Here is a 26,978-nt window from a genome sequence, read left to right on the forward strand (position 1 = left end):
GTCGCGGGACGTCGACGGGTCCGTGGTGGCCGACGCTGACCGCGCCGCAGAATCCGTCGGCCAGGAGCGACCGGTTCCGGTGCTCAACATCGCGAACGTCCTGACGATCCTGCGGATCGTGCTCGTCCCGGTGTTCCTGGTGGTCCTGTTCGTCGACGGCGGTCACAGCACCGGCTGGCGGATCGGCGCGACGGTCGTGTTCGCGGTCGCCGCCGTGACAGACCGGATCGACGGCCAGCTGGCGCGCAAGTACGGCTTGGTCACCGATTTCGGCAAGCTCGCCGACCCGATCGCGGACAAGGCGCTGATCGGTGCCGCGCTCGTCGGACTGTCGGTCCTCGGCGACCTCAGCTGGTGGGTGACGGGCATCATCGCGTTCCGCGAGCTCGGCATCACCCTGCTGCGCTTCGCGGTGCTGCGGCACGGGGTGATTCCGGCCAGCCGCGGCGGCAAGCTCAAGACTCTGGTCCAGTCGTTCGCGATCGGCATGTACCTGCTGCCGCTGCCCGACAGCTGGTCGACCGCGAGTGCGATCGTGATGGGGTCGGCGGTGCTGCTCACTGTCGCCACCGGCATCGACTACCTGGTGCAGGCCATCCGGCCACGGGCGGGCGCACACGCGAACCCGCTGTCCTCGTGACCGATCCGCTGACCGACGGCACCGACGCCGCCGCCCTGGTGGCTGCGCTCACGGCACGGGGGCAGACCGTCGCGACAGCCGAGTCGCTGACTGCGGGACTGTTCGCCGCCACGATCGCAGGGGTGCCCGGTGCCAGCCTCGTGTTGCGCGGGGGACTGGTCGTCTACGCGACAGATCTCAAGGCCGCGTTGGCCGGGGTGGACCAGCGGGTGCTGGACGGTGACGGTCCCGTCGCTGCGAGCACCGCCCGCGAGCTTGCCCTCGGCGCGGCGCACCGGTGCGGGGCGGACTGGGGCGTCGGATTGACCGGCGTCGCCGGCCCGGACCAGCAGGACGGGCGGCCGGTGGGGACGGTTTTCCTCGGGATCGCGGGTCCGGACGGGGTCCACATCAGCGATCTCGACCTGCGCGGCGACCGCTGGGCGATCCGGTCCGCCGCGGTCCGGACGGCCGTGTCGACGCTCCTCGCGCGCGTCCTCGGATCGACGTAGGGATAGGCTCGGTCCGTCGATGCGTTGCGGTGCTTGTTGCCACGCAAGTTTCGCTGCCGGAATCGGGAACCATTCGGTAACGGTGGCGCGTTGAATGAGCAGTCGGGTGCAGATGAAGGAGGTGCCAGATGACGGTGTTGTTGCGAGAAGCGATCGGTGACAGTCTGCGGCGCACGAGGGTCGCGCAGAGCCGAACCCTGCGCGAGGTCTCGAGTTCCGCCCGGGTCAGCCTTGGCTACCTCTCCGAGGTGGAACGTGGTCGCAAGGAGGCGTCCAGCGAACTGCTGGCCGCCATTTGCGACGCCCTCGAGGTTCCACTGTCGGACGTGCTCTTCGACGTCAGCGAGACACTCTCGGACGGTGTGGCCACAACGACGACGGAGCGGGTCTCCGACCAGCGTGAGGCCGTCGGCGCCGAGTCTTCGTCGACTCCGGCCGCGTCGGTTCGCGACGGGTCGACTCGGATCGCCGGCGACACCCGGATGGTGATTCCGGCGCCGGCGCGGGCCTTGGCAGCCGCGTAGTCCGCGGGCGCGACGCACGGCCGGTAGCTATCCCCTTCGGAAGTGTCACCACGGTAGATTCGACAGTGACCACCAGGTCTCGTCCGGTGGATCCGAACAAGCAGGTAGGGGCAGTGCCCTTGTTCGGTGCGTGACGGTCGCGCATCGGGTCGCGTACGACGCGGCGCATCAATTGGAGGCAGGATCAACCCATGGCTAATCCGTTCGTCAAGGGCTGGAAGTACCTGATGGCGCTCTTCAACTCGAAGATCGACGAGAAGGCGGACCCGAAGGTTCAGATTCAGCAGGCAATCGAGGACGCGCAGCGCCAGCATCAGGCACTTTCGCAGCAGGCCGCATCGGTCATCGGCAACCAGCGCCAGCTGGAGATGAAGCTGAGCCGTCAGCTGGACGAGGTGGAGAAGCTCAACGCGAACGCCCGGCAGGCCGTCACTCTCGCCGATCAGGCCGCGGCCGCCGGCGACAACGAGAAGGCAGTGCAGTACACGAACGCCGCGGAGGCCTTCGCCGCGCAGCTCGTGACGGCAGAGCAGAGCGTCGAGGACCTCAAGGGTCTGCACGACCAGTCGCTGCAGGCTGCCGCGCAGGCGAAGAAGGCCGTGGAGCAGAACGCGATGGCCCTGCAGGCCAAGGTCGCCGAGCGCACCAAGCTGCTCAGCCAGCTCGAGCAGGCCAAGATGCAGGAGCGGGTCAGCGACTCGCTGCGCTCGATGGACAGCACCCTGCAGGCGCCCGGCAACACGCCGAGCCTCGACGCGGTGCGCGACAAGATCGAGCGCCGTTACGCGGATGCGCTCGGTTCGGCCGAGTTGGCCCAGAACTCGGTGCAGGGTCGGATGATGGAGGTCCAGCAGGCCAGCGTGCAGATGGCGGGCCACAGCCGCCTCGAGCAGATCCGGGCTTCGATGAAGGGCGACGCGCTGCCCGCGGGCGGCACTGCCGCCGCACCGGCGACGCCCGCCGTGGCCCCCGCCACCCCGGCTGCCCCCGCCACTCCGGCGGCGCAGAATTCGGACGGAGCCGGTCCCGCGGCCCAGTAGCATCCAGCGCGACGAGAAACGGCCGGTCGGACACCTCAGATGGTGTCCGACCGGCCGTTTCTCGTACCCGCCTGCGGTCAGCGGCGGCGCGAGCGCAGCAGGGTCCGCGAATCCTTCCGGCGTGCACCGGTTTCCCGGCCACGCGCGGACGCGGCGATCGCCGCCAACTCGTCAGGGTCGACGATCTTCTCCCGCACCCGGGCCCCCGCGGCGCCCCGCTCGAGTTCCGCGCGGTCGATCGCCTGCCAGCCCGCCCGGTCGATCACGGCAGGCTGACGCGAGCGGACCAGATCCACCAGTGCCGGTGCGGCCGACCGCGGTTCGCGCAGCCGTCCGGCGTTGAAGTCGTCGACGAGGGCGCGCACCGTCTGCTGGGCGCACGACTTGTTGGTGCCGATGAAGCCTGACGGGCCGCGCTTGATCCATCCGGTCGCGTAGGTGCCCGGCAGCACGGCGCCGCCGACCCCGTCGAGCACCCGACCGTCCTCGTTCGGGAGCACGCCCGCCTCGTGGTCGAAGGGCACACCGTCGATCGGCACCCCGCGGTAGCCGATCGAGGTGAGCACCAGGCCGGCGTCCAGCAGTTCGAGGTCCTCGGTCGGCTCGACGCGCACCCGGCCGTCGGACCCGACCACCAGCGAGTTGCGGACCAGTTCGATCCCGGTAACGGCGTCCTCGCCGAGGATCCGGGTGGGGGACTGCAGGTAGCGCAACGTGATTCGCCGGCGGGCGCCGAGCGGAGCCTGCGGAGCGACCGGGAACCCGGTCGTGCGCTCGCGCAGGGAGCCGAGCAGTCGTAGCTTCTGCTCCACTGCGTGCGGGAGCGCGCCTTCCTCGGCCAGTCGTGCGGTCTCGGCGTCGAGTGTCGTCTCGGCCGCGTCGACAAGCACGTCGGCGTCCGCGGTCGCCAGCAGTGCGGCGAACTCCGGGACCGTGAACGCGGACTGGGCGATTCCGCGACGCGCGACCAGCACGACCTCCTCGATCCGGCTGCGCCGCAACGCTTCCAACGCGGGCCGTGCGATGTCGGTGCCCGCGAGCCGGTCGGGGTTGGCGGTGAGGATTCGTGCGACGTCGAGGGCGACGTTGCCGTTGCCGACGATCACCGCCCGCTCGTGGGACAGGTCGAAGTCGTGGTGGGCATGGTCGGGATGACCGTTGTACCAGGCGACGAACTCGGTGGCGGACGCCATTCCGGGCAGGTCCGCTCCGGGCACCTCGAGCTTGCGGTCGGACGACGCGCCTACCGCGTAGATCACCGCGTGGTGATGCGCGAGCAACTCGTCGTGCGTGACGTGCGTGCCGATCTCGACACCCAGGTAGTACTCGAAGCCCGGCTGTGCCGCCATCGTGTCGTAGAGTCGCGCGACCTGCTTGGTCTTCTGGTGGTCGGGCGCGACACCGGCGCGAACCAGCCCGTGCGGCACCGGAAGCCGGTCGAAGACGTTTACCTCGACGCCCGGCTGGGTGAGCAGTTCGTCGGCGGCGTACATCGCAGCCGGACCGGACCCCACGATCGCGACCCGCAGGGGCTCACGGTCGCGGCTGACGGCGGCTGCGGCGATGACCGGTGCCAGCGTCGGCCGTGGCCGCTCCTGCTTGTAGAAGTCCGCGTTGATCGACAGGAACACCTGTTGGGACTGCTCGAGCTTCGTGTGCGGGACGATCGCGTCGACCGGGCACGCAGAGACGCACGCCCCACAGTCGACGCACGCCGCCGGGTCGATGTGCAGCATCTCGGCGGTCAGGAAGTCGGGCTCGTCGGGCGTCGGGTGAATGCAGTTGACCGGGCACGCGTACACGCAGGACGCGTCGCTGCAACAGGACTGGGTGACGACGTGGGGCATGGCGGTGGGTTCCGATCTCGGGCGTTAGGTCAGGCCGCGCGGCGGGCGGGTTCGCTGCGGTACCGCGAGACGTCGCCGTCGATCTTCAGCGCCTTCCACACCCGGCGCGATGCCGGGTTCATCAGTCCGCTGTCGGTGGCCAGCATGCGCACGTCGGCGAAGTAGTCGCGCAGGGTCTCGCGGGCCTCCGGGGTGCCCCAGAAGAGGTCCTTCCTGACCTGCTTGGGGATGTCGAACTCACGCCAGAACTGCTTCGGCGGGATCACGATGACGTCGCACAGGATTCGCATGATGATCGGCATCGCCAGCGAGGCGAAGAATCGTCCGACCTTGGACATCGCCGGGACGCGGCGGCGCAGGAACTGGTGCGCGAACGAGATGTGCCGGGCTTCCTCGGCGACGTGAATCGCCATGACGCCCTTCATGATCGGATGGATGACGCCGTTCTCGCGCAGCACCGCCTTCTGGATGTGGTCGATCGGCTCCTCGCCGGCGAGCACGCCCATGAAGAAGATGACCGGCAGTGACGAACCGGCAAGGGGGAGGAACGGCGAGACGAAGCGCATCAGCCGACCCATCCCGGGGGTGTCCTTGCCGATGCGGTTGACCATCTCCTGGAACATGAGGGTGTGGTTGCACTCCTCGATGGTCTCGTGAGTGCAGTACCGGGCCTCGGCGGAGCCGTTCTCGAGGAAGAAGACGTACTGCATCATCCCCCGGATGAGGATGTTCTCGAACTGCAGTCCGACCTTGGCGACGTTGGCCTGACGCCACATGCCGATCTCGATCTGCTTTTCCTGTGGCAGCGCCTGGTACCAGGGGTGGCTGCCGAGCGGATCGCTCTCCTTCTGGAGGATCCACCGGGGGTCGTTCGGGGTGACCGCGAACTCGGGAGCGTCCCAGTCGATGTCCTCGAAGGGGTCGAAGTGCTTGTGCACAGATGCGTCCGACAGCATCGTCAAGGATTCCTCGTACCGCGCCCGATCCGTGTCGGTGGGTGTGCTGGTCGTGAGGGTCATCGCGTCTCCCGTGTCGCTGCTACGTCTCCCGGTCGCCGAGGTTCGAGTTCGGCAACCCGGCGATGGTCTCGTGTGAGTGTAACGGCGAGTTCCAGATAAATCTACGAAAGCGCGGCGCATCCGACTGACGGCACGAGAAGGCCCCGCGGTCGAGGTGAGCCGCGGGGCCTTTCCGTGCTGCTGGTGAGCGGTGAAGCGTCGAACTTCCTAGAGGAAGAGTGCTGCCACGCCCGCGCCGGCACCGACGAGTCCGATGACTGCCGCGACCAAGGTTGCGCCTGCGGCGACCTGGCCGAGCTCCGTTGCCGATGAACCCATGTGAACTCCTAGTGTCGAGGAAGCGTTGCTTCACTGTGACGCCCTCGTTGGCGCTTGAGGTATGTCTACCCGACGAAATCTGCAGTTCCAACGCCTAATTGCCCTGTCGCGCAAGGCATTACCTGAAAGCAACAGTAAGGTCACGGGCCGTAACCTGAGGTAACGAGGCAGTAACATTGTCGGTCCTGCAGTCGGTCGAACCGGGCGCTGCGTCGGGGCCGCGGGAGGGCCCTCAGTCGTCGACTCCGCGCGCCGCCAGCGCCTCGCCCATCGCGTCCGCCGTGCGTAGCGCTCCGATCACCACCGGGACGGCCAGCGCGCGCAGCGAGAATCCCAGGCCACGGGCCTTGCGGGCCTCGGTCACACTCGCCACCAGCCCGCTGAGAAGTGGGATGCAACGAATGGTCATCGCCAACACCAGGCCGACACGGTCTGTGTTCACGCCGAATCGCCGCAGCGGACCCAATGCCCGGTGCACCGCGTCGAGCATGTCCAGCACACGGGTGGTCAGGGTGACCAGCGCCGCGAGGGCCACCGAGATCAGCAGCACCCCGCAGACCACCACCGCGCGCTGCCAGCCGGTGAAGATCGTCTGGAACAGGCCGATGAACACGAGCATCCACAGCACCGGGCGCAGCTGCAGCAGTGCGAGCCGCACGGGGATCCGCGCGACGAGGTATCCGGTCGCTACCAGCGCGGCGGCCGGAACGAGCTGCCACGGCACGCGGACCGCGGCGGCGAGGCACACGAGCGCCGCCACCAGCGCGGCCAGCTTCGCTCCGGCGGGCATGCGGTGCAGGAGTGAACGCCCCGGGTGGTAGAGACCGAGCGTGGTCATCCGACGAGCCGGCGGTAGAAGCCGATCGCCTCACCGGGCAGGCCGTCCGCGACCACGCCGCCGGAGTCGACGACCAGCACCCGGTCGAAGTCGGCGAGCAGGTCGAGGTGGTGGGTCACCGCGATCACCTGCTGCGGCAGCTCGGCGAGGGTCCGCGCGACGAGCTTGGTGTTACGCAGGTCCAGCAGCGTCGTCGGCTCGTCGGCGACGATCACCTCGGGCTCGGTGACCATGATCGCGGCGATCGCGAGGAGCTGCTTCTGCCCGCCGGAGAGGTGGTGCGTCGGATGCTCGGCGTGGCCGGCGAGGCCGAACGTCTCGAGCACCGTGGCGACCCTGGCGTCCCGCTCTGCGGGGGAGAGCCCGCTGCGGCGCAGCGAGAACGCAATGTCCTCGGCGACCGTCGGCATGATGATCTGGTGGTCGGGGTCGGTGAACACGAACCCGACCTTGCGGCGCACCTTGCGGCCCTCGCGGGCGGTGTCGAGGCCGTCGACCGTGACCCGGCCGGCGCTCGGCAGTACCAGCCCGTTGACCATCCGGGCCAGCGTCGACTTACCGCTGCCGTTCGCGCCGACGATCCCGATCCGGGCCTCGGTCAGCGACAGGTCGACGCCGTCGAGCACCGCGCGCTCGCCGTACTGGTGCGCGACGGACTCGAAACGGATCTCGCTCATGCGGGTCGGTCAGGCGGCGTCGGGAGCGGGTGTGGACGCCGTCGCGCGGCTCGCCGCCCGGCCGGTGAGCAACGCGGGATAGGCACGGTGCACCTGGGCGGCGACCGCGGCCGCGACAACCGCCTTGATCGCGTCGCCGGGCAGGAAGGTCACGTTCAGGCTCAACGCCTTCGCGAACGTCAGGTCGGCGCGGATCATCATGCCTGCGATGCCGAACGCGTACAGCACCACGATCCCGCCGAGCAGGTTGATGGCGGTCCCGACGATCACGTTGTAGCGGGGCAGCAGCTTGACCGTCAACCAGCCGATCAACGCGACGGTCGGGATCCAGCCGATGAGGAACCCCGCAGTGGCGCTCGACAGTGAGGTCAGCGAGGTACGCCCACCCGCGAGCACGGGCAGGGCCAGGCCGAGCGCGATGACGGTGAGCACCGCGAGCACACCCTTGCGCGGTCCGAGCAGTGCGCCCGCGATCATCACGCCGAGGGTCTGCAAGGTGATGGGGACGCCGGAGGTGCCGATGTTGATGGTGCCCGGCAGGCCGAGGGCGATGATCAGCGCGGCGAACACGGCGACCTGCGCGAGGTCGCGCGCGGAAAAGGTCGGGGCGCCAGAAATACGGGTGGACACGGCGGGGCACGGCTCCTTGCACGTCGGGGGACCGCCCGAGCTTATGTCAGGCCGGTGGGTCGGCCCCTGGTCCGGGCAGGGTCCCGCCCGCAACCGGCCCTGGGGGATCACCCTGATCTTTCCCTGATCTTGGCGTTGAGCTGGTGATTTCCGGCCGCCGGCGTGCCAGTGTTGAACGCATCGAGCCGCCATTGCCGGTTCGCTGGAGTGAATGGAGAACTGACGTGTTCTGGAAGATCATCGGAGTGGTGGCCCTGGTCTGGGTCGCGATGGCACTGGTCGGGGTGCTGGTCAAGGGGCTGTTCTGGATTCTCGCGGTCAGCGCGGTGGTCTTCGGGCTGTACCTGTTGTTCAAGGCGATGTCGGGCAGCGACAGCAACGACGTCACGAGGGTCTGACGCGTCGCCGCTCTGACGTGTCACCGCTCGGGCGCGGCGAGTTCGGGGCATGCTGACCGCATGGAGTCGACACAGATCGCGCCGGTACCAGAGAACTGGCAGCGCGGCGTCGTGATCGTCGCGCACCCGGACGACATCGAGTACGGCTGCGCCGCCGCGGTGGCCCGCTGGACGGCGCAGGGCAAGGATGTCCGGTACGTGCTGGCCACCAGCGGTGAGGCGGGTATCGAGGGGATGGCTCCGGCCGAGTGCGGTCCGCTGCGGGAAGAGGAGCAGCGCTGTTCGGCGGCGTGCGTGGGCGTGAGCGAGGTCGAGTTCCTCGGACTTCCCGACGGTCGGCTCGAGTACGGCGTCGAACTGCGCAGGGCGCTGGCCGGGGCGATCCGACGGCATCGACCCGAGGTCGTGGTCACGCTGAATCACCACCCGATCGCCGGTGGCGGCCACCTCAACAGTGCCGACCATCGGGCTGCGGGTCAGGCGGCGCTCGACGCCATCGCCGACGCCGCGAACGAGTGGATCTTCCCGGACCTGCCCGAGCCGCGGTGGACGGGGGTGCGGACGGCGCTGGTCAACGTGATGTCGGGGTGGACCCACGCCGTCGACGTCCGCGACACCGTCGATGTCGCGGTCGCGTCACTGGCCGAGCACAAGGAGTACCTCTCTGCGTTGAGCGAGGTCCCCGTCGCGGAGCAGGCCGCTGCGCAGGTCGAGCGGGCAACCGGACCCAAGGGTGAGTTCGATCGGGCGGTCGGCTTCGAGTTGTACTCGTTCTGAGTGTTCGTCAGCCGACCGGCGCCCCCACGATGACCCGACCCGCGCCCGGCACGGCCTCGATGTCGATCGGCAGCGGGGCGATCCGCTCGCCGTCGGCGTAGGCGGTGATGCCGGCAGGAGCGGAGCCCGCGGAGCGACCGGGGGCCGGGGCTTCCAGTCGCACCCGGCGGGACCGGAAGACCTGCACCTCGTCGAGGTCGACGTGGGTGCCCTTGTAGACGGTCGGGAACAGGCGGGCGAGCTTGAGTCGGCTGCCCGGCGACACCACGATCACGTCGAGCTGTCCGTCGGTCAGGCTCGCCGACGGCGCGATGAGCATGCCGCCCCCGTACGAGGTGCCGTTGCCGACGGAGACCATCGCCGCGTCGAGTTCGAGGGTGCGGTCGTCGAGGGTGATCCGGTAGGGGATTGCTCGCAGGCTCGCGAGCTCCGCGACCATCGCGAGGTTGTAACGCATCGGACCGCGCGGCCACCGCATCCGGTTCGCCCGGTCGGTGACCAGCGAGTCGAATCCGCTGGCGAGAACCGTGCCGAACCAGTGTTCGTCCGCCGACCCTTGGGTGACCCGGCCGAGGTCGATGTCGGCGACCTGTCCGTCGACGACGACGTCGGCCGCCGCGACAGGGTCGTCGACGGGGATGTGGAACAGTCGGGCGTGGTCGTTCCCGGTGCCGCCCGGGATGATGCCGAGCGGCACGCCGGTGCCGGCGAGGGCCTGCCAGGCGATGTTGATCAGGCCGTCCCCGCCGACCGCGACGAGTGCGTCGGTGCCTGCGGCGACGGCGTCGCGCGCGAGTTGCAGTGCGTCCGAGGCACTTCGACCCTCGATCGACGTGATCTCGAGGCCGCGTTCGCGTAGCCGCGCCGTCGCGGCCGCGGCGACCTCGTGCGGGTGCCCGCCGCCGGCGTGCGGATTCGTCAGTACCGTCACAGACCTCGTCACGGAATCAGCTTCCCAGGGTTGAGGATTCCGGTGGGGTCGACGGCGTCCTTGACCGCCCGCAGCACCCGACCGCCGAGCTCGCCGATCTCGGCGGCCATCCACGGACGGTGGTCGCGACCGACCGCGTGATGGTGGGTGATGGTGGCGCCGACGGACACGATCGCGTCGCCGGCGGCCTTCTTCGCCGCCGCCCACTGCGCCAGCGGATCCGCGGCCTGCCCGCACACGACCGTGAAGTACAGCGACGCGCCGGTCGGGTAGGTGTGCGAGATGTGGCACATGACCAGTGCCGGGGTGCCCTGCGCGGTCAGCGATTCCGTCAACGCGGTGGTGACGGCGGCTTTGAGGGCGGACAGGTTCGACCACGTGGTCGCCGTCTCGAGGGTCTCGACGATCGCGCCCGCGTTGAGCAGCGCGTCACGCAGGTAGGGGGCGTCGAAGCGGCCGTGTTCCCAGTCCCGGGCCGGCTGCTCGCCGAGCGCGGTCCCGCCCGCCGCCGTGAGCAGTGCGAAGGCCTCGTCGTAGCGGGCCTTCGCGTGCGCCTGCGTGCCCTCGAACGTGGTGATCGCCAGACAGCCCGCGGTCGGGCTGCTGCCGCCGATGTCGCCGGCCAGGGCCAGGTTGAGGCCAGTCTCCGCCTCGTCGGACAGTCGCATGACGGTCGGGGTGGCGCCCGTCTGGATGACCGTGCGTAGCGCGGCGGCGCCGGTCGCGAAGTCGGGGAACGACCAGCCCTGGTACGCGGTCGTCTCGGGGGTCGGATGCACGCGGACCGCGACCTCCGTGATGATCCCGAAGGTGCCCTCGGAGCCGACGAACAGTTCGCGCAGGTCGGGGCCCGCGGCGGAGGCGGGGGCCCGCCCGAGGTCGAGCTCGCCCGCGGGCGTCGCCACGCGGACACGCTGGACCATGTCGTCGAAGCGGCCGTAGCCGGCCGAGGCCTGCCCGGACGAGCGGGTCGCGGCGAACCCGCCGATGGTCGCGAACTGGAAGCTCTGCGGGAAGTGGCCGAGCGAGAAGCCGTGCGCGCCGAGCAGTTGCTCGGCCTGCGGGCCGGTGACTCCTGCCTGCAGCACCGCGATTCCGGACACCGGGTCGAGGCCGACCAGTGCGTCGAGGCGGCGCAGGTCGAGCGCGATCACTTCGGCGAAGCCGCCGCGATCCGGGTCCACGCCGCCGACCACGCTGGTGCCGCCGCCGAACGGGACCACCGCGACCGACTCGGCCGCGCACCAGCGCAGCAGCGCGAGGACCTCGTCGTGGGAGCCGGGAAGGACTACCGCGTCCGGGGCGTCCTGGGCCTCGGTGTCCTTGCGGCGCAACAGGTCCGGTGTGCTCTTGCCGCCTGCGTGGCGGAGCCTGGTGGCGTCGTCGGTGCGCACGTGGTCGGCGCCGACGATCGCGACGATCCCGGAGCGGTGGTCGTCGGTGAGGGTGGTCGGGCGCAACGTGACGGCGGATTCGGCCGGCGGCGGCGACTGCTCGGCCGAGACTCCGAGGGCTGCGCTGAGCAGGGTGAGCACCTGCGGAGAGAGCTGCTTGCGGAACTCGCCGACGCCCCAGGCATCCCACTCCATGACAGGTGCCGCGGTGTCCGGGCGTTCGAGGGGTGCGTCGGATCGCGTGGCTGCTGAGTCGGTCATGCGTTACAGTGTTACACACGATGTCTATCCGTAACGCAGATTTGCCGGCTGATGCCGAGACGTCGGCCGCGCCTCGCACCGTCGACGACCAGATCCTCGACGCGACCCGCGCGTGCGTGCTCGAGTTCGGTCTGCGACGCACCACCCTGGCCGAGATCGCCCGTCGCGCAGGAGTCAGCAGGCCCACCGTGTACCGGCGGTGGCCCGACACCCAGGCAGTGGTCGCGGACCTGCTGACCAGGGAGATCCGGCTGGCGTTGCCGCAGATGTCCGGCGCGGGCCCCGCGCGGGAAGAGCTGGTACGCGGCGTTGCGGGGGCCGCCGAGACGGTGCGCACCCACCCGCTCTTCGTCAAGATCCTGCGCTCGGACCCCGAACTGCTCATCACCTACATCGTCGATCGGCTCGGTGCGAGCCAGCGGGCGATCATCGAGGCGCTGACGCCCGTCATCCGGATCGGCCAGCGCGACGGCTCGATCCGCGGCGGCGACGCCGCCGGTCTCGCGACCATGGTGCTGTTGATGGCGCAGTCCGCGGTGCAGTCCGCCGGGATGGTCGCCGAACTGCTGTCCGCCGAGGCGCTGAACGTCGAGCTCACGCTCGCGGTCGACGCCTACCTCACGCCGCGAAACACCTAGGAGCACCGTGCACACGCATTCTCCGTCGGCCCTCGACGCCGACCGCCGCAGCAGGGAACTGTCCGAGCTCGGCGACGGCGCCGAGCTCGACATGCTGGTGATCGGCGGCGGCATCACCGGTGTCGGGGTGGCCCTCGACGCCGCGACCCGCGGGTTGAAGGTGGCCCTGGTCGAGCGTCGCGACCTGGCGTTCGGCACCAGCCGGTGGAGCTCGAAGCTCGCGCACGGCGGACTGCGTTATCTGGCGTCCGGGAATGTGGGGATCGCCCGCGAGAGTGCCGTCGAGCGCGGCATCCTGATGACCCGCACGGCTCCGCACCTGGTGCGCGCGATGCCCCAGCTGGTGCCGCTGCTGCCGTCGGTCGGGCTCTTCGAGAAGTCGTTGGTGCGCGCGGGTTTCCTCGCCGGCGACGTGCTGCGCGCCACCGCGGGTACGCCGTCGCGGGTGTTGCCGAGGTCGCGACGGATCGGTGCGGGGGAGGCGGCCGCACTGGCCCCGGCGGTGCAGCGGGACGGTCTGCGCGGAGCACTGCTGGCCTACGACGGCCAACTGGTGGACGACGCCCGGCTGGTGGTGGCGATCGCCCGCACCGCGGCCGCCAATGGCGCTCGCATCCTGACCCGGGTCGGCGCGTACGACGTGACCGGCGGTTCGGCACGGCTGCGTGACGAGCTCACCGGCGAGGAACTGACGGTGCACGCTCGGACGGTGGTCAACGCGGCCGGGGTCTGGGCGGGGCAGGTGGACCCCGACATCGCGCTCAAGCCGAGCCGCGGCACGCACCTGGTGCTGTCGGCGCAGACGCTCGGCAACCCGACCGCCGCGCTGACGGTGCCGATTCCGGGGGAGACCAACCGCTTCGTCTTCGCGCTGCCCGCGCAGTTGGGGCGGGTGTACCTGGGCCTGACGGACGAGGCGATCGACGGTGAGATCCCGGATGTGCCACAGGCCGCCGACTTCGAGATCGACTTCCTGCTCGACACCGTCAACACCGCACTCGGCGGCGCGCTGACCCGTGACGACGTGCTCGCCACGTACTCGGGCCTGCGGCCGCTGCTCGACACCGGCGACGGCGACACCGCCGACCTGTCGCGCAACCACGCGGTGCTGACCTCGTCGAACGGCGTCATCAGCGTGGTCGGCGGCAAGCTGACGACTTATCGGAAGATGGCGCAGGACGCCGTCGACGCGGCGGTCCGGGCGGGCGGGCTCGCCGCCGGACCGTGCGCGACCAACCACCTCCCGCTGGTCGGGGTCGGTCCGGCGCCGCGCGACCTGCCCGCGTCGCTGGTCGCCCGGTACGGCGCGGAGTCGGCGGCGGTGGCCGCGTGCGGCGACCTCGAGCCGGTCGCCGAGGGCATCGACGTCACCCGTGCGGAGTTCGCCTTCGCGGTCAGTCACGAGGGTGCGCTCGACGTCGACGACCTGCTGGACCGCCGAACCCGGATCGGGTTGGTGCCTGCGGATCGCGAACGGGCAAGGCCCGCAGCCGAAGCCGCTCTGGGTGGCCGCTGACGCATCGCACAGCGAGTTGCGGCGGGCTGGCAATCGTCGTGCCGGTCAGGCCGTCCAGTCGGGGGACCGGCCGAGCAGTCGGAGGACGCGGTGCAGTGGCGCCTCCGCGTCCGGGGTGGTCAGCGCGGGCGCGAACGCGGCGCCGGTCACGAGGCGCTCGGGCCCGTTCGGGACCAGCTCGGCGACCCGCATCGCTGCGGCGGTGACCTCCGGTGCCGGCTCGTAGGCCAGGCCGAGGGTGGCGGCGACGTCCCACCCGTGCACCACGTAGTCGACGAGGTGGAAGCCGATCGCGACGGAGCCTGGGAACGACCCCGTCGGCGAGATCTCGGGCAGGGTGAAGGCGCGTTCGAGGATGTCGTCCGGGGCGAACGCGGCGATCACCGCGTCGGCGGCGGCCGTGTAGTCGCCGATCGGGTCGACCCTGTCGGTGCCGGTTCGCCACACCGCGAGGTCTCCGCCCGAACCGCGTGCGGCCGCCGCGAAACCGTTGTGCTGCACCGTCATGTGGTCGAGCAGATCTCGTAGGTTCCAGCCCTCGCACGGTGTCGGGCGCAGCAGGTCGGCCTCGGCGATCTGCCGCACCACGTCGACACCGGCCTGCACTGCCAGCTTGTCGAGCTCTGTTATCGTACGCATATACAGATGATATGCGTCTGCACACGATATGTCATCACGTATCTTTGCCTGCATGACCATCACGTATCTTTGCCTGCATGACGGAGTCGTTGAGTTCGAGGTCTGACCGTCCCGACCTCGCCGCGATGGTCGTCCCGCTCGGCCGTGCGCTGGCCGACGCGGAGCTGCCGGTTCTTCGTCGGCACGGCCTGACCATGTGGGGTTACGTCGTGTTGTCGGCCTTGGCGGCGGAGCCCGTTCGAACCCAGTCCGCACTGGCCGAGGCGATCGGAGCGGACAAGACGCGGATCATTGCGGTGCTGGACGACCTGCAGGAGTCGGGGCTGATCGAACGCTCGCCCGATCCCTCGGATCGTCGGGCGCGGCTGCTCAAACTCACGGTGAAGGGCCGTCGGGTCCGCGCCGCGGCGCAGGACGGTATTCGCGAGCGCGAGGAGCGCGTCCTCGCTCTGCTCCCCGCCGCAGACCGGCGCGGGCTGTTGCGGTCGCTGCGGGTGCTGTCGGAGCTCGGTCGCGAGGAGTTCGAGGCGGCCGTCGAGGGATAGGACGTGACTGATCTCGTTCGCGAGTCAGTCGTCTCGGCATGGGTGAGCCGAGAACCGGGGCAAATCGACCAACTTGCGGCCCCCCGGCTATTGAGGACCGTTTCTGGCCGCTATCCCTCGTAGCGTGATCCCTACCGACATCAACGAAGGGGACACCACCGCCATGACGACCTCGCAGCAGTCCGACATCCTCGAACTCCTCGCCGATCAGCGCAGGACCTTCCTCATCACCTTCCGTGGTCTCGACGACGCGGGTGCGCGCGCCCGGTCGACGGCCAGCGAACTCACCCTGCTGGCGCTGCTCAAGCACGTCGCCGGAACCGAACGGAACTGGGTCCAGACGATGCTCGAGCGCGACGAGAACGCGGAGTTCGACATGGCGACGGCGACCGAGTCCTGGACCGTCGGCGAAGACGAGACCCTGGCGTCGCTGCTCGCGGACTACGAGGCGGTCGCCCGCGTCACCGAGGAGGCGGTCGCCGGCCTCGCGGACCTGGACCTTCAGGTGCCGATGCCGACCGCGCCGTGGGCGCCCGAGCGGGAATGGTGGTCCGCGCGAAAGGTCTTGCTGCACATCCTGCGCGAGACCGCCCACCACTCCGGACACGCCGACATCATCCGAGAGTGCCTCGACGGCGCGAACACCACGATGACGATGGGTGTCGACGCCGGCATGGAGTTCTGACCCGACCGGGCAAAGTGCGCATACCTCGCGGGCGGCGGCGGGTGACGCCGGTGCGGAGTAGCGTTGGGCGACATGGCCATTCGACTCGGATACCAGATGCCCAACTTCAGCTACGGGACGCCGGTGCGGGAGCTGTTCCCCACCGTCGTCGCCCAGGCCCGCGAGGCGGAGGCTGCCGGCTTCGACACCGCCTTCGTGATGGACCACTTCTATCAACTGCCCGGCATCGGCGAACCCGACGAGCCGATGCTCGAGGCGTACACGGCCCTCGCCGGACTCGCGATGGCCACCACCGACATCCAGCTGTCCGCGCTGGTCACGGGCAACACCTACCGCAACCCGCCGATGCTGGCCAAGACCGTCAGCACCCTGGACGTGGTCAGCGGAGGACGCGCGGTCCTCGGCATCGGTGCGGGCTGGTTCGAGCTCGAGCACCAGCAGTTCGGCTACGAGTTCGGGACCTTCACCGAGCGGTTCGAGCGGCTCGGGGAGGCCCTCGAGATCATCGTCCCGATGCTGCGCGGGCAGCGGCCGACCGTCGAGGGCAAGTGGTACCGCACCGAGACCGCCATCAACGAGCCGCGCCTTCGTGACGACCTGCCGGTGCTGCTCGGCGGCGGCGGCGAGAAGAAGACGTTCGGGTACGCGGCCCGATACGCCGACCACCTCAACATCATCTGCAATGCCTCCGAACTGCCTCGCAAGCTCGACGCGCTCGCCCAGCGCTGTGCGGAGGCGGGCCGCGACCGGGACACGCTCGAGACGAGCTTCCTGGCGTTCGTGATGATCGACGAGGACGGCGACCGCGCCCGGCAACTCCAGCGTGAGTTCCTGCTCTCCCGCGGCATCGACCTCGACGCGATGCCCGACGATGCCCGCGCCGCCGCCACCGACCGTCAGTTCGTCGGGAGTCCCGACGAGGTGGCCGAGCAGATCCAGACCCGGGTCCTCGACCACGGGGTCGACGGGATCGTGGTGAACCTGGTGACCAACGGTCACGAGCCCGGCATCGTGGAGCTGGCGGGCGCTGCACTGCGCCCGCTCGTGACGGGCTGAGTGGGGGCTGTGGCACCCTGATCGGATGCGAGTCGCCGTTGTCGCCGGTCCCGATCCCGGTCATGCCTTCCCCGCCATCGCGCTGTGCCTGAAACTCGCTGCCGCGGGCGAGGATCCGGTGCTGTTCACCGGTGACCGCTGGCTCGAGCCGGCCCGGGCCGCCGGGCTCACCGCGCGCAAGCTCAAAGGGCTGGCGCCGCGGCCGGAGGACGACGACCTCGACGCGGGCCAGCGGATCCACTCGCGGGCTGCGCACATCTCCACCGAGGTGCTGCCGGACCTCAGTGCGATGCTGCCCGACCTGGTGGTCTCGGACATCCTCACCGCGGGCGGTGGGATGGCGGCCGAGCGACTCGACGTGCCGTGGGTCGAGCTGTCGCCGCACCCGCTCTACGCGGCGTCGAAGGGCCTTCCGCCGATCGGCAGTGGACTCGCGCCGGGGGAGGGCGTGCGCGGTCGGGCCCGGGACGCGATGATGCGGGCGGCGACGGGCCGGTCGATCAAGCAGGGCCTGCGTCAGCGTTCCGACGCCCGTGTCACGGTCGGGCTGCCCGCCCAGGATCCGGGGCCGGTCGCGCGGCTGATCGCGACGCTGCCCGCGCTGGAGGTGCCGCGACCGGACTGGCCGGAGAACGCGCACGTGGTGGGTCCGCTGCTGTGGGAGCCGACGGCCGAACTGCTCGACCCGCCGCCCGGCGACGACCCGCTGGTGATGATCGCCCCGTCGACCGCCTTCACCGGCGCCGAGGGGATGCTCGAGACCGCGCTGACGGCACTGGACGGGGCCGGGGTGCGGGTGGTCGCCTCGATGCTCGACACCCCGCCCGCCGATCTGCCGTCCTGGGCGCGGGCAGGTCTCGGCCGTCAGGACGCCCTCCTCGCGGCCGCCTCGGCGGTGGTCTGCGGCGGCGGCCACGGCATGCTGGCGAAGACCCTGCTCGCGGGCCGGCCCGCGGCGGTCGTGCCCGGCGGAGGGGACCAGTGGGAGCTGGCGAACCGGGCGGCGCGGCAGGGCAGTGCGGTGGTGGTCCGGCCGCTCGGGGCCGAGGCGCTGCGGGAGGCGGTCCTGCGGGTGCTCGACGACCCGGGCTTCGCGGCGGCAGCCGCGAAGGCGGCGGCGTCGAGCACCGCGGTGGCCGATCCGGTCGCGGTGTGCAGGGCGGCGGTCGGGTGAGCGGTCGCGCTACCGTGGCGTTGTGCGACTGACCGAGTTCAACGAATTGGTACACGGCGAGTTCGGCCGCCTCTACGGCGAGTCGCTGCTGGTGGACCACGTACTGCTGAGCATGGGCGGCAAGACCGCGGCCCAGGCGATCGAGGACGGCCGTGAACCGCGCGATGTGTGGCGCGCGCTGTGCGCCGATTTCGAGGTGCCCCGACACCGCTGGTAGTGCCCGGATGTCCGGCGACGCGCCGGGCCTGGCAATTGACTCGAACAGGTGTTCGCCTACACTGGGGGAGTGTTCGTCAGGTCGTGTCGGCAGAGTTTGTCGGTGCCTCCCTCTACGGTGACGACATCACCCAGATCGCCGAGCATGATCACCCAGATCGCTGAGCATGGCCCGGCCGACCCGAGTTGCTGACTAAGGAGAACCCGATGGCACCACAGGCACACGATCGCGACAAGGCGCTCGAGCTCGCACTGGCGCAGATCGACAAGAACTTCGGCAAGGGTTCGGTGATGCGCCTCGGAGACGAGTCGCGTCAGCCCATCGCGGTGATCCCGACCGGGTCGATCGCGCTGGACGTGGCCCTCGGCATCGGTGGTCTGCCGCGCGGTCGTGTCATCGAGATCTACGGTCCGGAATCCTCCGGCAAGACCACCGTGGCCCTGCATGCGGTCGCCAACGCCCAGGCCAACGGCGGTATCGCGGCCTTCATCGACGCCGAGCACGCGCTCGACCCGGACTACGCGAAGAAGCTCGGCGTCGACACCGATGCGCTGCTGGTCTCGCAGCCGGACACCGGTGAGCAGGCACTGGAGATCGCGGACATGCTGATCCGATCCGGTGCGCTCGACATCCTGGTCGTCGACTCGGTGGCGGCGCTGGTACCCCGCGCCGAGATCGAGGGCGAGATGGGTGACAGCCACGTCGGTCTGCAGGCGCGCCTGATGAGCCAGGCGCTGCGCAAGATCACGGGTGCGATGAGCAACTCCGGCACCACCGTCATCTTCATCAACCAGCTGCGCGAGAAGATCGGCGTGATGTTCGGCTCGCCCGAGACCACCACCGGCGGTAAGGCGCTCAAGTTCTACGCGTCGGTCCGGATGGACATCCGCCGAATCGAGACGTTGAAGGACGGCTCCGATGCGGTCGGTAACCGCACCCGCATCAAGGTGGTCAAGAACAAGATGGCGCCGCCGTTCAAGCAGGCCGAGTTCGACATCCTCTACGGTCACGGGATCAGCAAGGAAGGCTCGCTGATCGACATGGGTGTCGAGCACGGCTTCATCCGCAAGTCGGGTTCCTGGTTCACCTACGAGGGCGATCAGCTGGGGCAGGGCAAGGAGAACGCCCGCAAGTTCCTGTTGGAGAACACCGACATTCGCGACGAGATCGAGAAGAAGATCAAGGAGAAGCTGGGGATCGGTGCCGACGTGACGGCCGAGGACGCGGCCCCGGTCGACTTCTAGCCCCGTGTCACCGAGATCCGCTGCGCGGCCGGACGCCGCGCAGACCCCGACTCCCGCCGCTCAGGAGGTGCAGGCCAAGGACCTGTGCCTGCGCCTCCTGACGGACCGGGCGCGCAGTCGCGCGGAACTGTCGAAGAAGCTCGCGGACAAGGGATACGACGACGCGGTCAGCGAGCGGGTCCTCGACCGGCTGACCGCGGTCGGACTGATCGACGACGCGGCATTCGCCGCACAGTGGGTGCACTCTCGGCACACGTTCTCCGGCAAGGGCAAGCGCGCGCTGGCGATGGAGCTGCGGACCAAGGGTGTGGCGCCGGACGTCGCGGCCTCCGCCCTGGACCAGATCGACGGCGACGACGAGCGTGACCGCGCCACTGAACTGGTCCAGCGCAAGCTCCGCACCATGTCGCTGGATTTCCCGGTGGACGGTCCGGGTGGTCGCAGCAGCGAACGCGACCGCGCGGTGCGCAAACTGGTGTCGATGCTCGCCCGTCGCGGCTATCCGCAGGGCATGGCCTTCGACGTGGTGAAAACCGAACTCGCGCAGGCCGGTACCGACACCGACGGACTGTCTGTCGACTGACAGCACGCACACAGCAACTGACCCCGCCGGGATCCGATCCGGGCGGGGTCAGTTGGCTGTGGGGCCGTTCGTCAGCGGGGCAGATCCCCTCAGGCGGTCCGCTTGTCGGTGAAGTCCATGATGTCGTCGATACCGGGCGCACCCTCGATGACGTCGGTGTCCAGTGGTGCGATCGGCGGCCTGCCACCGCGGCGTCCGGTGCGCAGCCGCTTCTCGAGCCAGGTCGCGAAGCTCGACAACGCAAAGTTGATGACGATCATGATCACCCCGACCACGACCAGTGCCGCGAAGAAATTGCGGTAGTACGAGGCCGCCTGCTGACCACTGCGGATGAGCTCGACGTAGCCGATCTGGTAGCCGAGTGCCGAGTCCTTCAACGCGACGACCATCTGCGAGACGAGCGCCGGCAACATCGAGGTGATTGCCTGCGGCAACAGCACCAGCCGCATCATCTGCCCCTTGCGCAGGCCGAGGGCGACAGCTCCCTCGGTCTGGCCCTTCGGCAGCGAAAGGATGCCCGCCCGAAGGATTTCCGCGATCACCGACCCGTTGTAGAGGGTCAGCCCCACGACCACCGCAGCGAGTGCGAGCTGGCTCGACGGAAAGATGCCGTACTGCGCGAACGCCTGGTAAGCGAAGATCATCAGGATCAGGACCGGGATCGCCCGGAAGAACTCGACGACCGCCCCGCTCGCCAAGCGCACCCAGCGGTGATCGGACAGTCTGCCGATGCCGAGGACGGCGCCGAGGATCAGTGCGAACACGATGGACAGGCCGGCCGCGATCAGGGTGCCCTTGAGGCCCGGTAGGAGGTATGTGGTCCAGGTGAAGTGGTTCAGGAACGGCGACCACTTGTCCGCGTCGAACTGACCGTTCTCGGCCAGGACCCGGATCACGTACAGCGCCACCGCGATCAGGACTATCCCGAAGACGATGGCAGTGAGCCGGTTCCGGATCCGAGCACGCGGACCCGGGATGTCGTACAGGACGCTCGCCTGCGTGGTCATCGCTTCACCGCCAACCGCTTGCCGAGGTAGCCGAACAGGAACCCGACCGGCAGCGTCAGCACCATGAAGCCGATGGCGAAGATCGCGAACACCACGAACAACTGATCCGCCTCGTTCTCGATCATCGTCTTCATCAACAGCGAGGCCTCGGCGACGCCGATCACGGAGGCGATGGTGGTGTTCTTGGTCAGTGCGATGAGCACGCTGCCGAGCGGGGCGACCACGGCGCGAAATGCCTGCGGCAGCACGATCAGTCGGATGCCCTGGCTGAACGTCAGGCCCAGCGAGCGGGACGCCTCCGCCTGGCCGACGGGCACCGTGTTGATGCCCGACCGCAGCGACTCACAGACGAACGCCGAGGTGTACACGATGAATCCGAGCACGGCGAGGCGGAAGTTGTTGTGGTCGATGAAGGCCGGGTCGCCTTCCGGCGCGAATGCCACGCCGAGGTTCTGGTACAGCCCGACCGACGCGAAGATCACGATCAGGGTCAGTGGGGTGTTGCGGACGATGTTGACGTAGACCGTGGTGAACCCGCGAAGGATCGGCACGGGCGAGACCCGCATCGCTGCGAGCAGGGTCCCCCAGATGAGTGAGCCGATCGCGGCCCAGAACGTGAGCTGGATCGTGGTCCAGAAGGCACTGACCAACTGGTGGCCGTACGTGTCGAGCAGGTGTCCCATGTTCACCTCCCTTGGATGCGGTGGGTCAGTAGCGGTTGACGGTCGGTGGCGGCGGCAGCGGGTAGCCGGACTTACCCATGGTCTTCTCCAACGCCGCCTGCCAGGCGCCCGAGTCGATCATCTCGGTGATCGCGTCGTTGATCTTCATCCGGGCCTCGGTCTCGCCCTTGGGCAGTCCCACGCCGTAGAGCTCGGTGGTGAACGGCTTGCCGGCGAGCTTGAACTCGCCGGGGTACTGGGCCGCGTAGCCGGCGAGGATGATGTCGTCGGTGGTCAGCGCGTCGACCTTGCCGCGGTGCAGGGCCTCGACGCAGGACGAGTAGCTGTCGAACTGCTGCAGCTGCACGCCCGGGTACGACTTCTTGATCTTTTGCGCCGGGGTGGACCCGGCCACCGAGCAGAGCTTCTTGCCGCCCTCGAGCGACTCGGCCCCGGTGATCGAGTCGTCGTCGGCGCGCACCAGGAGCGACTGTCCCGCGACGTAGTACGGGCCGGCGAAGTCGATGACCTTCTTGCGGTTGTCGGTGATCGAGTAGGTGCCGACGACGTAGTCGACCTCGCCGTTCTTGATCAACGTCTCGCGTTGCGACGACGGGGCCTCGCGCCAGGTGATCCCGCTCTCGGGCACGCCCAGGTAGTTGGCGATGTACTTGGCCACCTCGACGTCGAACCCGGTCATGGTCTTGTCCGGCTCGCGCAGGCCGAGGCCGGGCTGGTCGAACTTGGTGCCGATGATCAGGTGACCGTTCGCGGCGTCGCCGAGGACGTCGCGTGGTTCGCTGCTGCCGCACGCGGACAGCGTCAGCGCGGCCGCGAGCAGCGCAGCCACGGCCGGAATCGTCTTGCGAAGTCTCACCGGATTGCCCTGTCGCTCAGTGCCCGAGGATCTTGCTGAGGAAGTCCTTGGCGCGGTCGGTTTTCGGTGCGGTGAAGAAGGTGTCGGGGGTGGTGTCCTCGACGATGGCCCCGTCGGCCATGAAGATGACCCGGTCGCCGGCCTTGCGGGCGAATCCCATCTCGTGGGTGACCACCAGCATCGTCATGCCCTCCTTGGCGAGGGTGGTCATCACGTCGAGCACCTCGCTGACCATCTCGGGGTCGAGCGCGGAGGTGGGCTCGTCGAACAGCATCACCTTCGGGCTCATCGCCAGCGCCCGCGCGATCGCGACGCGCTGTTGCTGACCGCCGGACAGCTGCGCCGGGTACTTGTCGGCCTGGTTCGCGATGCCTACCCGCTCGAGCAGTTCGAGTGCCCGCGTCTTCGCCTCGGCCTTGCTCTTCTTGCGCACCTTCACCGGGGCCAGCATCACGTTCTCGAGAATTGTCTTGTGCGCGAACAGGTTGAAGGACTGGAAAACCATCCCGACGTCGGCACGCAGGGCGGCCAGCGCCTTGCCCTCGGCGGGCAGGACCTTGCCCTCGACCGCGATGGTGCCGGAGTCGATCGGCTCGAGCCGATTGATCGTCCGGCACAGGGTGGACTTGCCGGACCCGGACGGGCCGAGCACGATCACGACCTGCCCGGTCGGCACTTCGAGGTCGATGTCGCGCAGCACGTGCAGGTCGCCGTAGTGCTTCTGCACCGCGGTCATCGAGATCATGGTGGGGGAGGTGGCGGTCGACACGCCAGCCCCCGATTCACCCGCGTTCGTCATAGTTGGTGACCCTATGTGGTGTGCGCGGCGAACCGCATCCTTTGCGTGGTCCGCCGCGTGGCGTAATGGAATCTTTACTGACACCTCCGACTCCAGCGTTTCGGCGGCACCCACGGCCCGAGAAAAGTCGGCGCGAGGCGGAGGCGATCGTGGCCCGGGACGCTGTCGATCGGTGTTTACTGGGAGCGAGTGCGAATCGGTCAACCGAGGGGGCACGATGCCGTATCAGGTCGCGAAGTCCGTGAGATGCCGTCCCGCATCGTCGAGGCCGCTTGCCGGTCCGGCGGGTCCGCAGGGGTGTGCGCGATGACGGCCGTGCGGCCGAACCCGGACCTCGAGGTCCGACCCACGCGTCCCTATCCGGCGCGGCTCGGACCCAAGGGGACGGCCCTCTACAAGATGGTGACGACCACCGACCCCAAGGTGCTCGGGATCCTGTACATCGTGACGTCGATCGGTTTCTTCCTCGTCGGCGGCCTGATGGCCCTGCTGATGCGCACGGAGCTCGCGGTCCCCGGCATGCAGTTCCTGTCGAACGAGCAGTTCAATCAACTGTTCACCATGCACGGCACGGTAATGCTGTTGCTCTACGCGACGCCGATCGTGTTCGGGTTCGCGAACTACATCCTGCCGCTGCAGATCGGCGCCCCCGACGTGGCGTTCCCGCGGCTGAACGCGTTGAGCTACTGGCTGTACCTGTTCGGCGCGCTCGTCGCCATGTCCGGATTCCTGACTCCCGGCGGCGCGGCGGACTTCGGCTGGACCGCCTACAGCCCGCTCACGGATGCCCTGCACTCTCCGGGCGTCGGCGCGGACCTGTGGATCACGGGCCTCGCGGTCGCGGGCGTCGGCACCATCCTGGGCGGGGTCAACATGATCACCACGGTGATCTGCCTGCGGGCACCCGGCATGACCATGTTCCGGATGCCGATCTTCACCTGGAACATCTTCATCACGATGATCATGGTGCTGCTGGCGTTTCCGATTCTGACCGCGGCGTTGATGGGACTGCTCGTGGACCGGCACCTCGGCGCGCACATCTTCGACCCGGGTGTCGGCGGGAACCTGTTGTGGCAGCACCTGTTCTGGTTCTTCGGCCACCCCGAGGTCTACATCGTGGCACTACCGTTCTTCGGCATCATCACCGAGGTCATCCCGGTGTTCTCGCGCAAGCCGATGTTCGGGTACACCGGCATGGTGTTCGCGACGATGTCCATCGCGGCGCTGTCGATCGCCGTGTGGGCGCACCACATGTACGCCACCGGCGCGGTGCTGCTGCCGTTCTTCTCGTTCATGACCTTCCTCATCGCGGTTCCGACCGGCGTGAAGTTCTTCAACTGGATCGGCACCATGTGGAAGGGCCAGGTGACCTTCGAGACCCCCATGCTCTTCTCGCTGGGGTTCATCGTGACGTTCCTGTTCGGTGGCCTCTCGGGCGTGCTGCTCGCCAGCCCGCCGATCGACTTCCACGTCACCGACACGTACTTCGTCGTCGCGCACTTCCACTACGTGCTCTTCGGCACCATCGTGTTCGCCACTTACGCCGGCATCTACTTCTGGTTCCCGAAGATGACCGGGCGCCTGATGGACGAGCAGCTCGGCAAGTGGCACTTCTGGACCACGTTCATCGGTTTCCACACCACGTTCCTGGTGCAGCACTGGCTCGGCGCCGAGGGCATGCCGCGTCGGTACGCCGACTACCTGCCCTCGGACGGGTTCACCACGCTGAACACGATCTCGACGATCGGTGCGTTCATCCTCGGCGGGTCGACGCTGCCGTTCGTGTGGAACGTCTTCAAGAGCTACCGCTACGGCGAGATCGTCACGGTCGACGACCCGTGGGGCTACGGCAACTCCCTGGAGTGGGCGACCACCTGCCCGCCGCCGCGGCACAACTTCACCGAGCTGCCCCGGATCCGTTCGGAGCGCCCGGCGTTCGAGCTGCACTACCCGCACATGGTCGAGCGGATGCGGGCGGAGTCGCACGTCGGCACCCGCGGTCACCGGTCCGCCGCGCTGGCCGAGTCGCGGGTCGGCGCGGGGGACTGAGGTACTGATCACTCGCACCTCGATCCGCGAGCACCGCTTCCGTACACACCCGCTGTCGCCGACACGCCCGCGTCGCGCGCGCAGAACTGGTGTGTCCGCGACAGGGGGGTGAGATGCCCGCGCTGCATAGTCATGCGAACATTCTGTCTCCGTGCATCCGTCGCCCCGAGGAGGTCCGCGCATGACCGAGGTCGCGCGCTATCTGCTGCTGTTCCTGCCGATGCTGTGGCTGGGCATGGTGCTGGCCATCTCGTTCGTCGAGACGCCGCTGAAGTTCCGGGCGCCCGGTGTCACCCTCGCTTCGGGTCTCGGTATCGGCCGGCTGGTGTTCCGCGCGCTCAACACCCTAGAGGCGGTCCTCGCGGTCGTGCTGCTCGTCGCGTGCGCGATCGTCGGTCCGGGCGTCGCGTCCTGGGTGCTGGTCGCCTCGGTGGCGGTGGTCCTTGCCGTCCAGGTCCTCGTGGTCCGTCCGCCGCTCACCCGCCGGTCGAACCGGATACTGGCGGGCGAGCAGGCGCCGCGCTCGCGTATGCACTATGCGTACGTGGCGCTCGAACTGGTCAAGGTCGTGCTGCTGATCGCCGCCGCGATCACGTTGGCCGACGCGATCGCCGGAGCGGTCCTGTGAGTCGCACCGCAGACATCGAGACTCGCGGCGACATCGAGGCGCTGTTGCGCCGCTTCTACGGCCGCGCTCTGGTGGACGACCTGCTCGCGGAGCCGTTCACCGAGGTCAGGGACAAGGGGCTCGAGTCGCACCTGCCCGTGATGTGCGACTTCTGGGAGACCGTGCTCTTCGGGGCAGGGCCGTACCGGGGCAGCGCCCTGCGGGTGCACGAGCGGGTACGGACCCGGCACCCGTTCGGCGCCCCGCACTTCGACCGTTGGCTGACGCTGTGGCGCGCGACCGTCGACGAGATGTACGCCGGACCGCGAGCCGATCGCGCCAAAGTGCAGGGCACCGGGATCGCGACCGCCATGAACCGTCGTCTCTCCGGACTGCCGAGTGTGGCGGCAGAGGCGCTGCGGATCGGGTCGAACGCGGAACAGGGCGGCCGCCGGTGAGCGGCCGCCCTGTTCCACGTCAACCGATCCCCCGGGAGACTCAGATCATCGAGCGGTGGACGCCCTTCGGCTCGCCACCGAGCTGGGTCAGCGCCGACGAGTGGAAGATCGACCCGGGCACGTGAATCGCATGCGACAGACCCGCATGCGCATCCCGCCAGAACCGCTGTAGCGGCGTCTTCATCTGCAGCGCACCGCCACCCGAGCGAGCGAAGATCTCGTCCACCGCACGCACCGCACGCCACGCCGCCGCGGTCTGCGTGCGCCGACCGATCGCCCGCTGCTCGAAGCTGACCGCCTGGCCCTTCTCCGTGATGTCCCAGAACCGGTCCACCGTCTCCAGGATCGCCGCCCGCGAGGCCGCGATCTCCGCCGCCGCGTCACCGATCGCGTACAGCACGTACGGATCCTCCTTGATCGGCACACCGGTGATCGCG

31 protein-coding genes are annotated in these 26,978 nt (G+C 69.1%); 18 read left to right on the forward strand and 13 right to left on the reverse strand.

Annotated features, from left to right (window positions below):
* Window positions 1-22 precede the first annotated feature (22 nt).
* From pgsA to FK531_RS21855, 4 genes are all read left to right on the forward strand, one after another.
* A complete protein-coding gene (pgsA, locus tag FK531_RS21840) occupies window positions 23-640 on the forward strand; it encodes a CDP-diacylglycerol--glycerol-3-phosphate 3-phosphatidyltransferase (protein WP_142103319.1) in 618 nt (205 codons plus the stop codon).
* The gene (locus FK531_RS21845) at window positions 637-1,131 is read left to right on the forward strand and encodes a CinA family protein (RefSeq protein ID WP_142103280.1); all 495 of its coding nucleotides are present in this window, start codon (window positions 637-639) and stop codon (window positions 1,129-1,131) included. The genes pgsA and FK531_RS21845 overlap by 4 nt, the downstream gene beginning before the upstream one ends.
* 128 nt (window positions 1,132-1,259) lie before the next feature.
* The gene (locus tag FK531_RS21850) at window positions 1,260-1,655 is read left to right on the forward strand and encodes a helix-turn-helix domain-containing protein (protein WP_142103282.1); all 396 of its coding nucleotides are present in this window, start codon (window positions 1,260-1,262) and stop codon (window positions 1,653-1,655) included.
* Between the two features lie 191 nt (window positions 1,656-1,846).
* Window positions 1,847-2,695: a PspA/IM30 family protein gene (locus FK531_RS21855; RefSeq protein ID WP_142103284.1), complete on the forward strand. Its 849-nt coding sequence runs from the start codon at window positions 1,847-1,849 to the stop codon at window positions 2,693-2,695.
* 77 nt (window positions 2,696-2,772) lie between these two features.
* Here FK531_RS21855 and FK531_RS21860 read toward each other — a convergent pair whose 3' ends face one another.
* The 5 genes from FK531_RS21860 to FK531_RS21880 form a co-directional block, all read right to left on the reverse strand.
* Window positions 2,773-4,542: an FAD-dependent oxidoreductase gene (locus FK531_RS21860; RefSeq protein WP_142103286.1), complete on the reverse strand. Its 1,770-nt coding sequence runs from the start codon at window positions 4,540-4,542 to the stop codon at window positions 2,773-2,775.
* A 29-nt stretch (window positions 4,543-4,571) separates the two neighbouring features.
* Window positions 4,572-5,561 (reverse strand): AurF N-oxygenase family protein, encoded by a 990-nt coding sequence (locus FK531_RS21865; RefSeq protein ID WP_142103288.1) that lies wholly within the window; start codon window positions 5,559-5,561, stop codon window positions 4,572-4,574.
* Between the two features lie 550 nt (window positions 5,562-6,111).
* Window positions 6,112-6,717, reverse strand: coding sequence for an energy-coupling factor transporter transmembrane component T family protein (locus tag FK531_RS21870; protein ID WP_142103290.1), 606 nt, complete (start codon window positions 6,715-6,717; stop codon window positions 6,112-6,114).
* Complete coding sequence (locus FK531_RS21875) at window positions 6,714-7,394, reverse strand: energy-coupling factor ABC transporter ATP-binding protein (protein ID WP_142103292.1); 681 nt, start codon at window positions 7,392-7,394, stop codon at window positions 6,714-6,716. Before FK531_RS21875 ends, FK531_RS21870 begins: the two co-directional genes overlap by 4 nt.
* 9 nt (window positions 7,395-7,403) lie before the next feature.
* Complete coding sequence (locus FK531_RS21880; RefSeq protein WP_246098319.1) at window positions 7,404-8,012, reverse strand: biotin transporter BioY; 609 nt, start codon at window positions 8,010-8,012, stop codon at window positions 7,404-7,406.
* Window positions 8,013-8,248: 236 nt separating this feature from the next.
* On the opposite strand from FK531_RS21880, the gene FK531_RS22525 reads away from it, so the two are divergent.
* Together FK531_RS22525 and FK531_RS21885 are read left to right on the forward strand one after the other, a co-directional pair.
* Window positions 8,249-8,422 carry a hypothetical protein gene (locus FK531_RS22525; protein WP_181763074.1) on the forward strand — a complete coding sequence of 58 codons (174 nt, stop codon included), beginning with the start codon at window positions 8,249-8,251 and terminating at the stop codon, window positions 8,420-8,422.
* 75 nt (window positions 8,423-8,497) lie between these two features.
* A complete protein-coding gene (locus FK531_RS21885) occupies window positions 8,498-9,199 on the forward strand; it encodes a PIG-L deacetylase family protein (RefSeq protein WP_142103321.1) in 702 nt (233 codons plus the stop codon).
* 7 nt (window positions 9,200-9,206) lie between these two features.
* Here FK531_RS21885 and FK531_RS21890 read toward each other — a convergent pair whose 3' ends face one another.
* Both FK531_RS21890 and FK531_RS21895 read right to left on the reverse strand, forming a co-directional pair.
* The gene (locus FK531_RS21890) at window positions 9,207-10,142 is read right to left on the reverse strand and encodes a diacylglycerol kinase (protein WP_142103295.1); all 936 of its coding nucleotides are present in this window, start codon (window positions 10,140-10,142) and stop codon (window positions 9,207-9,209) included.
* The gene (locus FK531_RS21895; protein WP_181763076.1) at window positions 10,139-11,719 is read right to left on the reverse strand and encodes an FAD-binding oxidoreductase; all 1,581 of its coding nucleotides are present in this window, start codon (window positions 11,717-11,719) and stop codon (window positions 10,139-10,141) included. The genes FK531_RS21890 and FK531_RS21895 overlap by 4 nt, the downstream gene beginning before the upstream one ends.
* An 86-nt stretch (window positions 11,720-11,805) precedes the next feature.
* Between FK531_RS21895 and FK531_RS21900 the strand changes: the two genes are divergently transcribed.
* Together FK531_RS21900 and FK531_RS21905 are read left to right on the forward strand one after the other, a co-directional pair.
* On the forward strand, window positions 11,806-12,423 hold the full coding sequence (locus tag FK531_RS21900; protein WP_142103299.1) for a TetR/AcrR family transcriptional regulator: 618 nt from the start codon (window positions 11,806-11,808) through the stop codon (window positions 12,421-12,423).
* 7 nt (window positions 12,424-12,430) lie between these two features.
* Complete coding sequence (locus tag FK531_RS21905) at window positions 12,431-13,939, forward strand: glycerol-3-phosphate dehydrogenase/oxidase (protein ID WP_142103301.1); 1,509 nt, start codon at window positions 12,431-12,433, stop codon at window positions 13,937-13,939.
* Between the two features lie 45 nt (window positions 13,940-13,984).
* On the opposite strand, the gene FK531_RS21910 is transcribed toward FK531_RS21905, so the two are convergent.
* Window positions 13,985-14,578 carry a TIGR03086 family metal-binding protein gene (locus FK531_RS21910; RefSeq protein WP_142103302.1) on the reverse strand — a complete coding sequence of 198 codons (594 nt, stop codon included), beginning with the start codon at window positions 14,576-14,578 and terminating at the stop codon, window positions 13,985-13,987.
* Window positions 14,579-14,655: 77 nt separating this feature from the next.
* Between FK531_RS21910 and FK531_RS21915 the strand changes: the two genes are divergently transcribed.
* From FK531_RS21915 to recX, 7 genes are all read left to right on the forward strand, one after another.
* Complete coding sequence (locus FK531_RS21915) at window positions 14,656-15,123, forward strand: MarR family winged helix-turn-helix transcriptional regulator (protein WP_142103303.1); 468 nt, start codon at window positions 14,656-14,658, stop codon at window positions 15,121-15,123.
* Between the two features lie 163 nt (window positions 15,124-15,286).
* Window positions 15,287-15,808: a DinB family protein gene (locus FK531_RS21920; protein ID WP_142103323.1), complete on the forward strand. Its 522-nt coding sequence runs from the start codon at window positions 15,287-15,289 to the stop codon at window positions 15,806-15,808.
* A 72-nt stretch (window positions 15,809-15,880) separates the two neighbouring features.
* Window positions 15,881-16,864 carry an LLM class F420-dependent oxidoreductase gene (locus tag FK531_RS21925; protein WP_142103304.1) on the forward strand — a complete coding sequence of 328 codons (984 nt, stop codon included), beginning with the start codon at window positions 15,881-15,883 and terminating at the stop codon, window positions 16,862-16,864.
* 25 nt (window positions 16,865-16,889) lie between these two features.
* Complete coding sequence (locus tag FK531_RS21930; RefSeq protein WP_142103305.1) at window positions 16,890-18,038, forward strand: glycosyltransferase; 1,149 nt, start codon at window positions 16,890-16,892, stop codon at window positions 18,036-18,038.
* A 22-nt stretch (window positions 18,039-18,060) separates the two neighbouring features.
* Window positions 18,061-18,255 carry a DUF3046 domain-containing protein gene (locus FK531_RS21935; RefSeq protein ID WP_142103306.1) on the forward strand — a complete coding sequence of 65 codons (195 nt, stop codon included), beginning with the start codon at window positions 18,061-18,063 and terminating at the stop codon, window positions 18,253-18,255.
* Window positions 18,256-18,461: 206 nt separating this feature from the next.
* On the forward strand, window positions 18,462-19,499 hold the full coding sequence (gene recA, locus FK531_RS21940) for a recombinase RecA (protein ID WP_142103307.1): 1,038 nt from the start codon (window positions 18,462-18,464) through the stop codon (window positions 19,497-19,499).
* A 4-nt stretch (window positions 19,500-19,503) separates the two neighbouring features.
* Entirely contained in the window at window positions 19,504-20,082 is a 579-nt protein-coding gene (gene recX / locus FK531_RS21945; RefSeq protein ID WP_142103308.1) for a recombination regulator RecX, read from the forward strand.
* Between the two features lie 89 nt (window positions 20,083-20,171).
* Here recX and FK531_RS21950 read toward each other — a convergent pair whose 3' ends face one another.
* Genes FK531_RS21950 through FK531_RS21965 form a run of 4 tightly spaced genes read right to left on the reverse strand, consistent with a single transcriptional unit; the run spans window position 20,172 to window position 23,373 of the window.
* On the reverse strand, window positions 20,172-21,089 hold the full coding sequence (locus FK531_RS21950; RefSeq protein WP_142103309.1) for an amino acid ABC transporter permease: 918 nt from the start codon (window positions 21,087-21,089) through the stop codon (window positions 20,172-20,174).
* The gene (locus FK531_RS21955) at window positions 21,086-21,772 is read right to left on the reverse strand and encodes an amino acid ABC transporter permease (RefSeq protein ID WP_142103310.1); all 687 of its coding nucleotides are present in this window, start codon (window positions 21,770-21,772) and stop codon (window positions 21,086-21,088) included. The genes FK531_RS21950 and FK531_RS21955 overlap by 4 nt, the downstream gene beginning before the upstream one ends.
* 25 nt (window positions 21,773-21,797) lie before the next feature.
* On the reverse strand, window positions 21,798-22,628 hold the full coding sequence (locus FK531_RS21960; protein ID WP_142103311.1) for a glutamate ABC transporter substrate-binding protein: 831 nt from the start codon (window positions 22,626-22,628) through the stop codon (window positions 21,798-21,800).
* A 16-nt stretch (window positions 22,629-22,644) separates the two neighbouring features.
* Window positions 22,645-23,373, reverse strand: a complete 729-nt coding sequence (locus FK531_RS21965; protein WP_142103325.1) for an amino acid ABC transporter ATP-binding protein — start codon at window positions 23,371-23,373, stop codon at window positions 22,645-22,647.
* Window positions 23,374-23,733: 360 nt separating this feature from the next.
* Between FK531_RS21965 and ctaD the strand changes: the two genes are divergently transcribed.
* The 3 genes from ctaD to FK531_RS21980 all read left to right on the forward strand — a co-directional run bounded on the left by ctaD (window position 23,734) and on the right by FK531_RS21980 (window position 26,541).
* A complete protein-coding gene (ctaD, locus tag FK531_RS21970) occupies window positions 23,734-25,476 on the forward strand; it encodes an aa3-type cytochrome oxidase subunit I (RefSeq protein WP_142103312.1) in 1,743 nt (580 codons plus the stop codon).
* Between the two features lie 181 nt (window positions 25,477-25,657).
* Window positions 25,658-26,104 (forward strand): hypothetical protein, encoded by a 447-nt coding sequence (locus FK531_RS21975; RefSeq protein WP_142103314.1) that lies wholly within the window; start codon window positions 25,658-25,660, stop codon window positions 26,102-26,104.
* Window positions 26,101-26,541 carry a group III truncated hemoglobin gene (locus tag FK531_RS21980; RefSeq protein ID WP_142103315.1) on the forward strand — a complete coding sequence of 147 codons (441 nt, stop codon included), beginning with the start codon at window positions 26,101-26,103 and terminating at the stop codon, window positions 26,539-26,541. Before FK531_RS21975 ends, FK531_RS21980 begins: the two co-directional genes overlap by 4 nt.
* Before the next feature lie 40 nt (window positions 26,542-26,581).
* On the opposite strand, the gene FK531_RS21985 is transcribed toward FK531_RS21980, so the two are convergent.
* Window positions 26,582-26,978 (reverse strand): acyl-CoA dehydrogenase family protein (locus FK531_RS21985; RefSeq protein ID WP_494338136.1); only part of this gene is annotated, 397 nt, incomplete at its 5' end.

It is taken from the genome of Rhodococcus spelaei (assembly GCF_006704125.1).
GTDB classification, from domain to species: domain Bacteria; phylum Actinomycetota; class Actinomycetes; order Mycobacteriales; family Mycobacteriaceae; genus Rhodococcus_G; species Rhodococcus_G spelaei.